Annotated in this window: 10 protein-coding genes; 6 read left to right on the top strand and 4 right to left on the bottom strand. The window is 63.1% G+C overall.

The window, feature by feature from the left end; all coding sequences use genetic code 11:
• Window positions 1-1,060: malic enzyme-like NAD(P)-binding protein (locus tag AYR66_RS09635; protein WP_337366882.1), on the bottom strand; the 1,060-nt coding region annotated here is incomplete at its 3' end.
• Window positions 1,061-1,590: 530 nt separating this feature from the next.
• Here AYR66_RS09635 and AYR66_RS09630 point away from each other — a divergent pair.
• The 6 genes from AYR66_RS09630 (at window position 1,591) to AYR66_RS09605 (ending at window position 11,051) form a co-directional block, all read left to right on the top strand.
• Window positions 1,591-3,735 (top strand): hydantoinase/oxoprolinase family protein, encoded by a 2,145-nt coding sequence (locus tag AYR66_RS09630; protein ID WP_088707317.1) that lies wholly within the window; start codon window positions 1,591-1,593, stop codon window positions 3,733-3,735.
• Window positions 3,736-3,746: 11 nt separating this feature from the next.
• Complete coding sequence (locus AYR66_RS09625) at window positions 3,747-6,071, top strand: hydantoinase B/oxoprolinase family protein (RefSeq protein ID WP_088707316.1); 2,325 nt, start codon at window positions 3,747-3,749, stop codon at window positions 6,069-6,071.
• A 30-nt stretch (window positions 6,072-6,101) separates the two neighbouring features.
• Window positions 6,102-6,608, top strand: a complete 507-nt coding sequence (locus tag AYR66_RS09620) for an acetone carboxylase subunit gamma (RefSeq protein ID WP_088707315.1) — start codon at window positions 6,102-6,104, stop codon at window positions 6,606-6,608.
• A 252-nt stretch (window positions 6,609-6,860) separates the two neighbouring features.
• Window positions 6,861-8,879 carry a sigma-54-dependent Fis family transcriptional regulator gene (locus AYR66_RS09615; RefSeq protein ID WP_234814865.1) on the top strand — a complete coding sequence of 673 codons (2,019 nt, stop codon included), beginning with the start codon at window positions 6,861-6,863 and terminating at the stop codon, window positions 8,877-8,879.
• Between the two features lie 271 nt (window positions 8,880-9,150).
• Entirely contained in the window at window positions 9,151-9,342 is a 192-nt protein-coding gene (locus tag AYR66_RS09610) for a hypothetical protein (RefSeq protein ID WP_141104050.1), read from the top strand.
• Between the two features lie 389 nt (window positions 9,343-9,731).
• Window positions 9,732-11,051, top strand: a complete 1,320-nt coding sequence (locus tag AYR66_RS09605) for a CitMHS family transporter (RefSeq protein WP_088707312.1) — start codon at window positions 9,732-9,734, stop codon at window positions 11,049-11,051.
• 42 nt (window positions 11,052-11,093) lie between these two features.
• On the opposite strand, the gene AYR66_RS09600 is transcribed toward AYR66_RS09605, so the two are convergent.
• From AYR66_RS09600 to tcuA, 3 genes are read right to left on the bottom strand one after another with little or no spacing between them, the layout of a single operon-like run.
• Window positions 11,094-12,077 (bottom strand): tripartite tricarboxylate transporter substrate binding protein, encoded by a 984-nt coding sequence (locus tag AYR66_RS09600; RefSeq protein ID WP_088707311.1) that lies wholly within the window; start codon window positions 12,075-12,077, stop codon window positions 11,094-11,096.
• A gap of 22 nt (window positions 12,078-12,099) precedes the next feature.
• Complete coding sequence (tcuB, locus tag AYR66_RS09595; RefSeq protein WP_088707310.1) at window positions 12,100-13,275, bottom strand: tricarballylate utilization 4Fe-4S protein TcuB; 1,176 nt, start codon at window positions 13,273-13,275, stop codon at window positions 12,100-12,102.
• Window positions 13,262-14,674, bottom strand: a complete 1,413-nt coding sequence (gene tcuA / locus AYR66_RS09590) for an FAD-dependent tricarballylate dehydrogenase TcuA (RefSeq protein WP_088707309.1) — start codon at window positions 14,672-14,674, stop codon at window positions 13,262-13,264. Before tcuA ends, tcuB begins: the two co-directional genes overlap by 14 nt.
• Window positions 14,675-14,711 lie beyond the last annotated feature (37 nt).

Below are 14,711 nucleotides of genomic sequence, written 5' to 3'. Positions count from 1 at the left end.
CGCAGGCCAGCTTCATCTCTTCCGTGATCTTGGTGGCGCCGCAATCGAGCGCGCCGCGGAAGATGTAGGGGAAGCACAGCACGTTGTTGACCTGGTTCGGATAGTCCGAACGGCCGGTGGCGATGATGCAGTCCGGACGCGCGGCCTTGGCCACTTCGGGACGGATTTCCGGTTCCGGGTTGGCGAGCGCGAGGATGATGGGGCGGTCGGCCATGGTGGCGACCATTTCGCCGGTGAGCACGCCGGCGGTCGAGCAGCCCAGGAAGACGTCGGCGTCCTTGACGATGTCGGCCAGGGTGCGCGCATTGGTATCTTGCGCGTAGCGTGCCTTGTTCTCTTCCATCTTGGCGTCGCGGCCGTGGAAAATCACGCCGCGCGAATCAACCACGTAGACGTTTTCACGGCGCACGCCGAGGCTGACCATGGTGTCGAGGCAGGCAATCGCGGCCGCGCCCGCACCGGAGACGGCCAGCTTCACCTTGGCGATATCCTTGCCGACCACTTTCAGCGAATTCAGCAGCGCGGCGGCGGAGATGATCGCGGTGCCGTGCTGGTCGTCGTGGAAGACGGGGATATTCATGCGCTCGCGCAGCTTCTTCTCGATGTAGAAGCATTCCGGCGCCTTGATGTCTTCGAGGTTGATGCCGCCGACGGTCGGCTCGAGCATCGCGATGGCGTCGACCAGCTTGTCCGGGTCATGTTCATCGAGTTCGATGTCGAACACGTCCACGCCCGCGAATTTCTTGAACAGGCAGCCCTTCCCTTCCATCACCGGCTTGCCGGCGAGCGGGCCGATATTGCCGAGTCCCAGCACTGCCGTGCCGTTGGTCACCACCGCGACCAGGTTGCCGCGCGAGGTGTATTCGGCGGCGGTTGACGGGTCTTTGGCGATTTCTTCGCAGGCGAAGGCCACGCCCGGCGAGTACGCAAGCGACAGGTCGCGCTGGTTGGACAGCGCCTTGGTCGAGACGACCTGGATCTTCCCGCGCGTGGGGCTGCGGTGGTAGTCGAGCGCGGCTTCGCGCAATTGATGGTCTTTGCTAGCTTGATCGTTGCTCATTTGAAAGTCTTTCACAAAAAGCGCATCCGTTCCGTGGCGCACCTTGCCGAGAGGCAACGCCATTCCTAATCGTGTATTGGACCAGTTGAAGGTCCGAATTTTTTTGACGGTGCAGGATGTGCTTTATCAGCTGCGGGAAGCGGAGTCAATCCTTGAGATAAGGCTGCCCCGCGGAAGCGCCCGCCGGATCGGTTTGCCTTGATGAAACTCAAGTCGGCATTCCGCGCCCTGGCAGCACCGCCCGTGCAAAGCCACCCATCACCATGCGCCCGCCAGGGACACCTTGGCCAGTTCGAAAATCAAACGCCTTCGTCGTTCGAAATCCCTGCGTCCGCCGGCGGCACAGACTGTCCTGCGCCACCTGATTTCGCCGCAAGTCCTTGATCGACAAGGACAAGTTCGTTATTCGCCGCGCCGGGCACAGCCCTTGCGATGTAGCGGCTTGACCATCGCATTACGTACTGCGATGCGTTTGCCCACGACGCAGTCCCCTGCACGCGTGGATAACAACAACGGAAGGAGATATGGCTATGCAAGTACAGTCCCAAGTCCAGGTGATGGGCATCGATGCCGGCGGCACGATGACCGACACCTTTTTCGTACGCTCGGACGGGCGTTTCGTCGTCGGCAAGGCGCAGAGCAATCCGCAGGACGAATCGCTCGCGATTTTCAATTCGTCGCAGGACGCGCTCGCGCACTGGAAGCGCACCGTCGACGATGTGTATCCCGAACTGCTGACCTGCGTGTATTCCGGCACCGCGATGCTCAACCGCGTCGTGCAGCGCAAGGGGCTCGATGTCGGCCTGATGGTGAACAAGGGATTCGAACACGTTCACTCGATGGGCCGCGCGATCCAGAGCTATCTCGGCTATGCGCTGGAGGAACGCATCCACCTCAACACCCACCGTTACGACGAGCCGCTGGTGCCGCTGTCGCGCACGCGCGGCGTGACCGAGCGTACCGATGTCCAGGGACAGGTCGTCATTCCGCTGCGTGAAGACGAAGTGCGCCAGGCCACGCGCGAACTGGTTGCCGCCGGTTCGAAGGCGATCGTGATCTGCTTCCTGCAATCGCACAAGAACGGCCTCAGCGAGCAGCGTGCGCGCGATGTGACGCGGGAGGAATTGAAGAAGCTCGGCGCCGACATCCCGGTTTTCGCTTCGGTGGACTACTACCCGCAGCGCAAGGAAAGCCACCGCATGAACACGACAGTGCTCGAAGCATACGCCGCCGAGCCGTCGCGCCAGACGCTGAAGAAGGTCAGCGACCGCTTCAAGAAGCACGGCGCGAAATTCGACCTGCGGGTGATGGCCACGCACGGCGGCACGATCAGCTGGAAGGCGAAGGAGCTCGCACGTACCATCGTGTCCGGTCCGATCGGCGGCGTGATCGGCTCCAAGCTGCTTGGCGAAGCCCTGGGCTACGACAATATCGCCTGCTCCGACATCGGGGGCACCTCGTTCGACATGGCGCTGATCACCAAGGGCAATTTTGCGATTGCCTCCGATCCCGACATGGCACGCCTGGTCCTGTCCCTGCCGCTGGTGACGATGGACTCGGTCGGTGCGGGCGCCGGCAGTTTCGTGCGCCTCGACCCGTACAGCGGTGCGATCAAGCTCGGCCCGGACAGCGCCGGCTACCGTGTCGGCACCTGCTGGCCGGAGAGCGGGCTGGATACGGTCTCGGTATCGGACTGCCACGTGGTGCTGGGTTACCTGAACCCGAACAACTTCCTTGGCGGCGCCATCAAGCTGGATGTCGACCGCGCGCGCCGGCACATCAAGGAGCAGATCGCCGATCCGCTCGGCCTGACGGTGGAAGATGCGGCGGCTGGCGTGATCGAACTGCTCGACCTGCAACTGCGTGAATACCTGCGCTCCAACGTCAGCGCCAAGGGCTACAACCCCACGGATTTCGTCTGCTTCTCCTACGGCGGCGCCGGCCCGGTACATACCTACGGCTATACCGAAGGACTGGGCTTCAAGGATGTGGTCGTGCCGGCGTGGGCCGCGGGCTTCTCCGCTTTCGGCTGCGCGTGCGCGGACTTCGAGTACCGCTACGACAAGAGCGTGGACCTGGCGTTGCCGCAGGATGCCGCCGACGAGGACAAGGTGCAGGCCGCGCAGACTATCCAGAACGCCTGGGCGGACCTTGCCGCGAAAGTGATCGAGGAGTTCAAGATCAATGGCTTCGCTGCGGAAGATGTGATCCTGCGTCCCGGTTACCGCATGCAGTACATGGGCCAGCTCAATGACCTTGAAATCAGTTCGCCGATCGCCAGCGCCGCCACCGCAGAGGACTGGGACCGCATCGTCGTCGCCTTCGAGGAGACCTACGGACGCGTCTATGCGAGTTCCGCGCGCTCCCCGGAGCTGGGATTCTCGGTCACCGGCGCCATCATGCGCGGCATGGTCGTCACCCAGAAGCCGGTACTGCCGGAAGATCCGGCCGGCGACCTGATGCCGCCGAAGGAAGCACTGATCGGCACGCGTCCGCTGTACCGCCACAAGAAATGGCATGACGCCATCGTGTGGAAGATGGAAGCCCTCAAGCCCGGCAACACCATTGTCGGCCCGGCCATCATCGAGTCGGACGCCACCACCTTCGTGGTGCCCAACGGCTTCGCCACGACGCTCGACAAGCATCGCCTCTTCCACCTCAAAGAAACGAACTAAGGAGACACGCCATGAACATGATGTCCACTAAGGAAGTCGGCTTTGCCGATTTGCTCAAGACCGGCGAAACGCTGAAGGAATTCCGCGACGGCATCCTCCAGCGCACCGCCGACACCGGCCACTACAACGGCCTGACCCGTCTGGAACTGCGCGAGAAGGATCCGATCCGCTACGAGAAGCTGTTCTCGAAACTGCGCGGCGGCCTTGTGCATGCCCGCGAAACGGCGAAGAAGATCGCCGCCAGCCCGATCGTGGAGCAGGAAGGCGAACTGTGCTTCACGCTCTACAATGCCGCCGGCGACTGCATCCTGACCTCGACCGGCATCATCATCCACGTCGGCACGATGGGCGCGGCGATCAAGTACATGATCGAGAACAATTGGGAAGCCAACCCCGGCATCAATCCCGGCGACATGTTCACCAACAACGACTGTTCGATCGGCAACGTGCACCCGTGCGACATCGCGACCATCGTGCCGATCTTCGCCGAAGGCAAGCTGGTCGGCTGGGTCGGCGGCGTGACGCACGTGATCGACACCGGCGCGGTGACACCGGGCTCGATGTCCACCGGACAGACGCAGCGCTTCGGCGACGGCTACATGATCACCTGCCGCAAGACCGGCGTGAACGATACGCCGCTGCGCGACTGGCTGCATGAAAGCCAGCGCTCGGTGCGCACGCCGAAATACTGGATCCTCGACGAGCGCACCCGCATCGCCGGCTGCCACATGATTCGCGACCTGATCGAAGAAGTGATCGCCGAGGAAGGCCTGGAATCCTACGAGAAGTTTGCGTTCGAAGTGATCGAGGAAGGACGGCGCGGCCTGCAGACGCGTATCAAGGCGATGACGCTGCCGGGCAAGTATCGCAAGGTAGCCTTTGTCGACGTGCCGTATGCGCACGAGGATGTGCAGACTTCCAATGCGTTCGCCAAGCTCGATTCGATCATGCATTCGCCGGTCGAGATGGAGATCCGCAAGGATGGCTCATGGCGGCTCGATTTCGAGGGCGCGAGCCGCTGGGGCTGGCACTCCTACAACGCGCACCAGGTTGCCTTTACCAGTGGCATCTGGGTGATGATGACGCAGACGCTGGTGCCCACCCAGCGCATCAACGACGGCGCCTACTTCGGCACGGAATTCCACCTGCCCAAGGGCACCTGGATGAACCCGGATGACCGCCGCACCGGCCACGCCTACGCCTGGCACTTCCTCGTCTCCGGCTGGAGCGCGATGTGGCGCGGCCTGTCGCAGGCGTACTTCAGCCGCGGCTATCTGGAGGAAGTCAACGCGGGCAATGCCAACACCTCGAACTGGCTGCAGGGCGGCGGCATCAATCAGGACGGCGACATCCACGCGGTCAACAGCTTCGAAGCCTCGTCCTGCGGCACCGGCGCCTGCGCCATCAAGGACGGCCTGAGCCACGCGGCAGCGATCTGGAATCCCGAAGGCGACATGGGCGACATCGAGATCTGGGAAATGGCCGAACCGCTGCTCTACCTCGGGCGCAACATCAAGACCAACTCCGGCGGCTACGGCAAGCATCGCGGCGGCTGCGGTTTCGAGACGCTGCGCATGGTGTGGAAGGCACAGGACTGGACCATGTTCTTCATGGGCAACGGCTACATGAACAGCGACTGGGGCCTGATGGGCGGCTATCCGGCGGCAACCGGCTACCGCTTCGAGGCGCACAAGACCGGCCTGAAGGAGCGCATCGCGGCCGGTGATTCCCTGCCGCTGGGCAGCGACCTCAACCCTGACCTGCCTGACTACGAGAACCACCTGAACGCCGGTGCCGTCGTCAAACGCGACAAGCAGTGCATGACGACCGAGGACTGCTACGACAACTACGACCTGTACCTGAACTACCTGCGCGGCGGCCCCGGATTCGGAGACCCGCTGGACCGCGAGCCGGAAGGCATCGAGCGCGACCTGAACAATGCGCTGCTGCTGCCGGAATACGCGCAGAAGGTTTACGGTGCGATCGCGACGAAGGATACCAATGGCGTATGGCACGTCGATGCGCAGAAGACCGCGCTGCAGCGCCTGGAAATCCGCAAGCAGCGCCTCGCCCGTTCGCAGCCGACGAGCGAATGGATGAAAACCGAGCGCGACCGCATCCTGGTCAAGCACGCGGCGCCGCAAGTGCAGCACATGTTCGCCACCAGCTTCGGCTTGTCGAAGAAGTTCGAACAACAGTTCCGCGACTTCTGGGACCTGCCGGCGTCGTGGACGCTCACCGAGGAAGAACTCGATGTGCCGACCTACGGCTCCAGGTTCCGCATGGACTTGTCCAAGATGCCCGACGTCAACACTGTCGTGCTGGTCGAAGAATGACGCTGCCGCTCCAACCGAAAAGGAATCAACATGTCTACCTATACCAGTGAACAAATCAAGAACCTGATCGACGGCAAGCTCGACTGGGACACCACGATGCGCATGCTGTCGATGCCCAAGGACACCGCGCGCTTCCAGATGTACGTCGATGCGTTGCAAAAGAAGCTCGGCTGGAAGGACCGCATCGTCCTGCCGCTCGGGCCGCACATGTACATCGTGCAGCAGGCAAAGACCAGGAAATGGGTCACGCAATGCGACTGCGGCCATGTTTTTTGCGACTACCGGGAAAACTGGAAGCTGCATGCCAACATCTATGTGCGCGACAACGAAGAAGCGATGACCGAGGTGTATCCGAAACTGATGGCGCCGGATACCCAGTGGCAGGTCTACCGCGAGTACTACTGCCCGGAATGCGGGACGATGCACGATGTGGAAGCGCCCACGCCGTGGTATCCGGTGGTGCACGACTTCGAGCCGGACATCGAGGCGTTCTATACCGAGTGGGTGAAACTGCCGGTGCCTGAACGCGCGGGCTGATCCCGTCCGCCGTCCGGATCACGGCCGTTCGAATTTCGGACGGCCGTTTGATTTCCGGACAGTGGATTCGCCGCATCCGGTCGCCGCGCCCTTGATCCGGCGCGCGGCATCGCCAGCCGGTACCTGGTATATATTTTGCCTCTTCAGCATCGCTTTTCGCCCCGCGACGGGGAAGCCGGACAGGAGTAGGATTGCAAACAGGCCACGCTATCCCCGGATCCAATAAAAATCAGGCCCGCAAGGAGACATGGAATGCCTACGACAAGCACGCCAATGGACTGGTTTTCCCGCCCCGACCTCGACGCCAGCGTCCTGCTCGCGTGGGAGCACCTGATCAGCGGCGATGCCCTGCCCCAGGGAGAATTGCGGGGCGTTGTCGATGACTCCTGGCGGCGGTGCCTCGATGGCCATGTCGATCCCCGGGCCGACGGTGCGCCGACGCCGCCGGACAACGCCACACTCGATGCCAGCCAGGCCAAGAATGTACGGCTGCTGGACGCCAGCATTCCCCTGATCGAACAGACCCGGGATTTCCTCGCCCAGACCGGGACCATCATGCTGCTCGCCGATCCGGATGGCATGATTCTCCAACTCGAGGGCGACACCCGTATCGTGGAACCGGCCGGTGAAGTCAGGCTGGTTCCCGGCTGTAACTGGACCGAGCTGAATTGCGGCACCAACGCCATCGGCACCGCGCTCGCGTTGCAGCAACCTGTGCAAATCCATGGAGCCGAACATTTCTGCGCCGGCATCAAGCGCTGGACCTGTTCCGCCACGGTGATCCGCGACCCGCTCGACCGCCGCGTGCTCGGCGTCATCGATGTATCCGGCCTTGCCGACACGTACAGCCGGCACAGCCTGGCGCTGGCCGTATCGATGGCCGGCCGCATCGAAAGCAGGCTGGCCAAGCTGCTGATGGAGCGCCGCCTCCGACTGCTGGATCGCTGCGCCGTCCAGTTCGGCGCCGGACGCAACGATGCCGTACTGGTCGCCGATGAACACGGCCGGCTGGTCAAGGCCAACCAGCATGCGGCGCCGATGCTCGCGCAACGCGGCGTTGCGATGAAACTCGGCGACACGGTACCGATTGCCAGCCCTGAAGCACTCTCCAGTGCGGCATCGCCTGCCCTCCTGCCCGAATGGTTGCGGGATGCGCACATCGAAACCATGAGGGATCATGGCGACACGCTCGGCTTCCTGATCGTGTTTCCCGCGGTGAGCCGGCGCCTGTCCCTGAAGACTGCCGACGACAGGCTGCGCGAGCGTGCGGTTCCTGCATTCGCCCGCATCATCGGAAACAGCCCCGCGCTGCTGGCGGCCCTGGAGAAAGCCGAGAAGCTCGCGCCGGCGAAGGTTCCCGTGCTGCTGCTCGGCGAAACCGGGGTCGGCAAGGAGTTGTTCGCGCAGGCCATCCATCAGTCCAGCAGTTGCGCCAGCGGCCCGTTCGTTGCCCTCAATTGCGGCGGCCTGTCGCGCGACCTGCTTGCCAGCGAATTGTTCGGCTACGCGGAAGGCGCCTTTACCGGCGCACGCAAGTCAGGTGCCGCGGGCAAGATCGAAGCGGCCAACGGTGGCACGCTGTTCCTCGACGAGATCGGCGAAATGCCGATCGATATCCAGCCGCACCTGCTGCGCGTGCTCGAAGAGGGCGAGATCTACCGGCTCGGCGAAAACACCCCGCGCAAGGTGAATATCCGCCTGGTCGCGGCAACGCACCGCAACTTGCGTGACGATGTCGCCCAGGGAAAATTCCGGATGGACTTGTTCTACCGGATTGCGGTGACCAATATCAGCATTCCCGCGCTGCGCGAACGCAAGGACGACATTCCGGCGCTGGTCGCCGAGTGGCTCAAGCGCCTGTGCGAGCGCTATGGCACGCCGCCCGCCGCCTTCGATGACGAGGCCTCGCGCAGGCTCGTCAATTACAACTGGCCCGGCAACATCCGCGAGCTGCGCAATGCAGTCGAAAGCGCCTTGCTGATGGCGCAAGGCAGCGTGATCAGGGCGGAAGACTTGCCGCCCGAAATTGCAACGGAAGCCGGACACGGCGCACACGTCGCCGCGCCAGCGTCATTGCCTCCGGTTGCCGAAGGCATCTGCTCGCTCGAATCTGCCGAGGCGGCATCGATCAGCGCCGCGCTTTCCTACAGCGCCGGTAACCTGACCAAGGCGGCTGCACGCCTTGGCATTGCAAAAAGCACCCTGTACGAAAAGATTCGGAAGTACGGCTTGTCGGGTGCCGTGACGCAGACCCGGGGCCTGCGGCACTGACCGGACACCTGCGCGCGCGATGCCCGGAACACCGCACATCAATCATCCGTCCGCATCGATAGACGCAGAAGGTGGGAAGTCGCCGCGCGAGAATTCCGCGGACGTTTCGTCATTTGTTCATTTGTAATGCGCTGCCCGCAGCGCACACTCGTGAAGGACCTCGGCTGTTATTCATGCGGGTGATGGCAGGCAACACGATTCGAAATTGGGAATGCGTCGGTGCCGCTCGTATATTGGTCCCAGTACGCACGAATTCACAAAGGACATTGCCATGACTACCGCCGCCACACTCCATCCGTCGCTTGAAACCACCCTTGCCCGCCGCCCTGCATCCGGCTTGACGTTCGGCGCGCTGCTCGACGTGGTCATCAAGGCAATCGTCATGGCGCAGAGCGTTTCCGATCGCGGCCATATCTCCGCCAGGGACGTGGAAAAAGTACGCCGCATGGCCGAGAAGCTGTAAATAAATCAGGAGGCTGTGCCGTCTGCCGGCGCAGCCTCTTGATTGAAACACTTCACACCTCTCCCTCGCGAAGTCGCTTCTTCAGGCGTCTTCCATGAGGCACACAGGGGACGATCGCCAACTGTTCCCCTGCCCCTCGCCAACATGGCCGCTCCGGCCTGTTACCAGCGTTTCAACAACTCCGCGACACGGAGCCGGCCGAAGCAAACGCGTCTTGAAAGCAAACTGACAGCACCTGCCAGTTATAGTCCGCCGTCAATTGAGCGGACGTGCCGGCAACGGCGTTCTTCGTCCTTCTTCAATGCATGACCCGCCAGCTTCGCCTGACACCCAACGTCCGGCCTGAAGCCGTTCCCTGTTATAGAAATCCCTACATCCGAGGCATTTTGATGCTCACCGTGCTTGCTTATTCGATGGTCATCGTTTTCATGTATCTGATCATGACGAAACGATTGCCGGCCCTGACCGCGCTGATCCTTGTTCCCATCGCGTTTGCCCTCGCCGGGGGCTTCGGCCAGGAACTGGGGCCGATGATGCTCACCGGGATCAAGAACCTTGCGCCGACCGGCATCATGCTGATGTTCGCGATCCTGTACTTCGGCATCATGATCGATGCCGGCCTGTTCGATCCGGTGGTAAGGAAGATACTGCAGCTGGTCGGTGGCGATCCGATGAAGATCGTGGTCGGCACCGCCGTGCTCGCCATGATCGTGTCACTGGACGGCGACGGTTCGACCACCTACATGATCACCGTATCCGCCATGCTGCCCTTGTATATGCGCCTCGGCATCAGCCGCCTGGTCCTCACCTGCGTCATCATGCTGGCCGGCGGCGTCTTCAACATCCTGCCCTGGGGCGGTCCGACCGCCCGCGCGGCAAGCGCGCTCGGCGTGGATGTTGGGTCGATTTTCGTACCGATGATTCCGGCCATGGCGGTCAGCGCGCTGTGGGTGCTGTTCGTGGCCTGGATGCTCGGCAAGAAGGAACGCGCACGATTGGGAACGATCAGCATGGCCGGCGCGGACAATGTTTCCGCCACCGGCGCCGGATCCACGACCATCACGCTGAGCCTCCCTGGCACCGCCCGCCCGCAGCTGTTATGGATCAACGCCGGACTGACCATGGCCTTGCTCGGACTCCTGATCTGGGGCGCTTTCCCGCTGCCGGTGCTGTTCATGGTCGCGTTCGCCGTTGCCGTGATGATCAACTACCCGCGGCTCGAGGACCAGAAAGAACGCATCGCGACGCATGCCGCCAATGCGCTGCCGGTGGTGGCGCTGATCTTCGCCGCCGGCGTGTTCGTCGGCATTCTATCGGGCACCAAGATGGTGGATGCGATCGCCAACAGCGTGATCGCATCCATCCCGCCTTCGCTCGGGCCTTACATGGCGATGGTGACCGGCGTGCTGAGCATTCCCTTCACCTTCTTCATCTCGAACGATGCGTTCTATTTCGGCGTCGTGCCTATCCTTGCAAAGGCTGCTGCGGTGTACGGCATCAGCCCGGCGGAAATCGGCCGCGCATCCATCGTCGGCCAACCGGTACACCTGCTGAGCCCGCTGGTCGCCTCCACCTATCTGCTGGTCGGCATGGCCAAGGTGGAGTTCGGCGACCACCAGCGCTATACCCTGATGTGGTCACTGTCGGCGTCGCTGGTCATGTTCGCGGCCGCGATGCTGTGCGGGGTGATTCCGTTCATCATGCGTTGACGGCAACGCGCCGCCGTGCATTTCAGAATAGGCGCGCGCTGCTCAGTCCATCTTGATATTGGATGCCTTCGCCACATCCCTCCATGTCTGCAACTCCGCGCCGAGCATGGCGCGGAATTCGGCCGGCGTCGTGCGATACGCTTCCGCGCCCTCGCTTATCAGCCGGCTCTTGAGCGGTTCCTTGGCGGCCTCTTCATTGATCAACTTGTTCAGGCGGCTGACGATCGCATCCGGCGTGCCGGCCGGTGCGACCAGGCCCCACCAGGTTGTAATCTGGAAGCCGCGTATGCCGGCCTCGGCGACCGTGGGCACGTTCGGGAACAATGCCGAGCGCTTGGTGCCGGTCATGGCGAGCACCTCCACGCTACCGGCCTTCACATGCTGCAGCATGGTGGGCATGGTCGCAAAGAAGACCTGCGTACGGCCGGCAAGAAAGTCGATGGTTGCCGGATTACTGCCCTTGTAAGGCACGTGGACGAGATTGGCGCCTGTCTTTTGCTTGAACAGTTCGCCGGCAAGGTGGGTCACGCTGCCCGTTCCCGATGAACAGAAATCGAGCCCTTCCGGCCTGGACCTGGATTTCGCAACCAGATCCTGCACGCTCTTCGCGCCCACGCCCTTGTGGGTGACTACCATCAGCGGCCCGCGGCCGATCATGGCGATCGGTGCGTAGTCCTTGTTGACGTCGTAGGTTTGCTTGCTGTCGACGGCGGCATGGGTGACAAAGGTCGAGGTGACGAACAGCAGGGTGTAGCCATCCGGATCCGCCTTGGCCACCTGGCGCGAGGCGATGACACCGCCGCCGCCGCCCCGGTTGTCGATGATGACCGGCTGGCCGAGCTTTTCCGACAAGCCTTTCGCCAGCTCACGGGCGATGCTGTCGGTGCCGCCGCCGGCCGAGAACGGTACGACGATGGTGACCGGGCGCTTCGGGTAGTCCTGTGCGAAGGCGGATAGCGAAGATGCTGCCAGCAACGCAACGGCGGAGGCGCTGCGCAGGAAAAGGCGGCGTGCGGTGGATGTCATGTCGAGTCTCCTTGATGAGTGTTCAGTCGTCGCCCAGCTTCAGCTTGTTGGGCTGGCGCTTCTCGATCGCCCATTTCAGCAAGGCCGCGCTGCGGTAGATGCCGTGTGCGAATTTCCCGTATGGCAGTGTCAGAAACAGCGCCATCACCACGCCGAGGTGGGTTGCAAGCAGGATCGCCATTGCGCCCGTATCGCGCAGGCCGAGCAGCGTGAGTCCGCTCAGGCTGGTCAGCAGCAGCAGCGCAATGAAACCGCGGTCCATCGCTTTTTGATCGCCGTCGCCATGCAGCGGGTGGCGGCGCAGGTTCAGCCACAGCAGACCGGCGGGACCCACCATCAGGCCAATGCCCCCTGCCGTGCCGAGAAGGACCGGCAGGCTGTCCAGCGCATAGGGCGCATGCAATCCGAGCAGGTAGTGGTACAGCGTGGCGACGGAGGTCGCGGCAAAGCAGAGCATGAAGCCGTAGAACGTGAAATGGTGAAAGCGGCGGCGCAGGAGCGTGACCTTATCATCCGCCTCGCTGCATCCTTCGCCGTGGCCGCCGTCGAGGTAGGTCAGCCTCAGCACATTGCCGGCGGCTTCGGACATTGATGCGGCAGGCGCGGTATTGGGGAAATCGGCGGGCGTCACCTCGCGCCAGAAGCGGCTCACACCGACGCCAAGCGCAAGTACGGCAAAGCCGAACACCAGGCCGAACATCAGCGCCAGCGTGTTGTGCGGGAAGATCGCGTAGAAATTGCCCGCCAGCGGCGCGTGGAACAGCGAACCGGCGGCCTGCGCCGCCAATGCCAGGAACAGTGCCAGGCCGGCGCCAAGCGCCAGCGCAACCGTCAGGCCGGCCCGCTTGTAGAGCTTGCCGAAGGCGGGCGGCCACGCATAGTCGGCATAGGTCTGCATCCGCACCTTGGCTGTCGCCTGTGGCACGTTGACCGCGAATTCATGTGGCGGCGCGTACTGGCAGGCATGCAGGCAGGCGCCGCAGTTGTGGCAGAGGTTGGCGATGTAGTGGATGTCGGCCTTGTTGAATTCCAGCCGGCGCGTCATGGCAGGAAACACCGCGCAGAAGCCTTCACAGTAGCGGCAGGCGTTGCAGATATGCATCTGGCGCGCGACTTCCGCCTCGCTGGCAGAAAGGGGCAAGGAATTGCCGGCCCCGAGAGTCCGGGCATCGTGGATGACTGCTTCAAGCTGCTGCATGGATTGCTCCTCGTTGTGCTGCCTTCGCCGCCTGTTTTCCGGCAATGCGACCGAATGTGGTACCGATCGTCATGCCGACGCCGGCGGTATAGCCTTTGCCGAGCACATTGCCGGCCATCATTTCGCCGGCGACAAACAGGTTGGGACTGGGCTGGCCGCCGAAGTGGACCGCGGCGTTTTCATTGACCTTCAGGCCGAGATAGGTGAAGGTGATGCCCGGTCGCAGCGCGTACGCATAGAAAGGGGCGGTGTCGAGCGGAAGCGCCCAGTGCGTCTTGGGCGGCGTCAAGCCTTCCGTGTGGCAGTCGTCCAGCACCGAATGGTCGAAGGTGCCGACACGGCAGGCAGCGTTGTATTCCGCCACGGTGCGCATGAACGTGGTCTCGTTCAGGCCGAGCTGGCGCGCCAGCTCCGGCAGCGTCTGCGCCTTCACGCCAGGGAATACCGGCGGCATGAAGCGGCCGATGGCCTTGCTGTCGATGATCGAGTAACCGATCTGCCCCGGCTCCTGCGCGACCAGCCGGCCCCAGATCGCGTAGCGCTTCGGCCAGAAATCCTCGCCTTCATCGTAAAAGCGATGACCATTGCGGTTGACCATGATGCCGAGTGACACGCAGTCGACACGTGTGCAGATGCCGCCGTCGTACAGCGGGGCGCGCGCATCGATCGCCACCGAATGGCATTGCGTCGGATCGCCGATGGCATCAGCGCCGGCATCGATCATGGACTTGAGCAGCACGCCCATGTTGAAGCGCGTACCGCGGATGAGGAAGTTGTCGGCGACCCACTCGCCATTGACCTGCCCCCAGGCCTCGCGCAGCCATTCCCGGTTCGATTCGAAACCGCCGGCGGCGAGCACGCAGCTGCGGGCTGTAATCCGCTCGGTACCGATACGGGCGGCAACGAAACGGCCGTCGTCCAGTTCGATCGCGTCGACAGGCGCGTTGTAGCGGATCTGCACACCGAGGCGCTCGGCGCTGCGGTAATAGGCATTGACCAGCGCCTTGCCGCCGCCCATGAAGAAGGCATTGGTGCGCGCCACGTGCAGCGCGCCGGACAGCGGCGGCTGGAAGCGCACGCCGTGCTTGCGCATCCAGTCGCGGCAGGTGGAGGAGGCGCGGATCGTCAGGCGCGCCAGCTTTTCATCGGTGATGCCGGAGGTGACCTTGAGCAGGTCCTGCCAGTATTCTTCCTCGGGATAGGAATCGACGAGCACGTCTTGCGGGCCGTCGTGCATGCAGCGCAGATTGCGCGTATGGGAAGAGTTCCCGCCGCGCCATTCGCGCGGGGCAGCTTCGAGCAGCATGACGCTGGCGCCCGCTTCGCGTGCCATCAGGGCGGCGCAAAGCGCGGCATTGCCGCCACCGATAACCAATACGTCCACCGCTCCAGAATCCATGTCGTGCCTCCTTGTATGGGGCAGACTTTAGAGCGGC

This window comes from Noviherbaspirillum denitrificans, assembly GCF_002211445.1.
GTDB lineage: Bacteria > Pseudomonadota > Gammaproteobacteria > Burkholderiales > Burkholderiaceae_D > Noviherbaspirillum > Noviherbaspirillum denitrificans.
The sequence above is the reverse complement of the archived record's forward strand: the minus strand, read 5'-3'. Positions and strand labels throughout refer to the sequence as shown.

Coding starts and splice junctions, on each gene's coding strand:
- AYR66_RS09620 (WP_088707315.1), top strand. CDS start 6,102: ATGTCTACCTATACCAGTGAACAAATCAAGAACCTGATCGACGGCAAG.
- AYR66_RS09610 (WP_141104050.1), top strand. CDS start 9,151: ATGACTACCGCCGCCACACTCCATCCGTCGCTTGAAACCACCCTTGCC.
- AYR66_RS09605 (WP_088707312.1), top strand. CDS start 9,732: ATGCTCACCGTGCTTGCTTATTCGATGGTCATCGTTTTCATGTATCTG.
- AYR66_RS09600 (WP_088707311.1), bottom strand. CDS start 12,077: ATGACATCCACCGCACGCCGCCTTTTCCTGCGCAGCGCCTCCGCCGTT.
- AYR66_RS09615 (WP_234814865.1), top strand. CDS start 6,861: ATGCCTACGACAAGCACGCCAATGGACTGGTTTTCCCGCCCCGACCTC.
- AYR66_RS09625 (WP_088707316.1), top strand. CDS start 3,747: ATGAACATGATGTCCACTAAGGAAGTCGGCTTTGCCGATTTGCTCAAG.
- tcuB (WP_088707310.1), bottom strand. CDS start 13,275: ATGCAGCAGCTTGAAGCAGTCATCCACGATGCCCGGACTCTCGGGGCC.
- AYR66_RS09630 (WP_088707317.1), top strand. CDS start 1,591: ATGCAAGTACAGTCCCAAGTCCAGGTGATGGGCATCGATGCCGGCGGC.
- tcuA (WP_088707309.1), bottom strand. CDS start 14,674: ATGGATTCTGGAGCGGTGGACGTATTGGTTATCGGTGGCGGCAATGCC.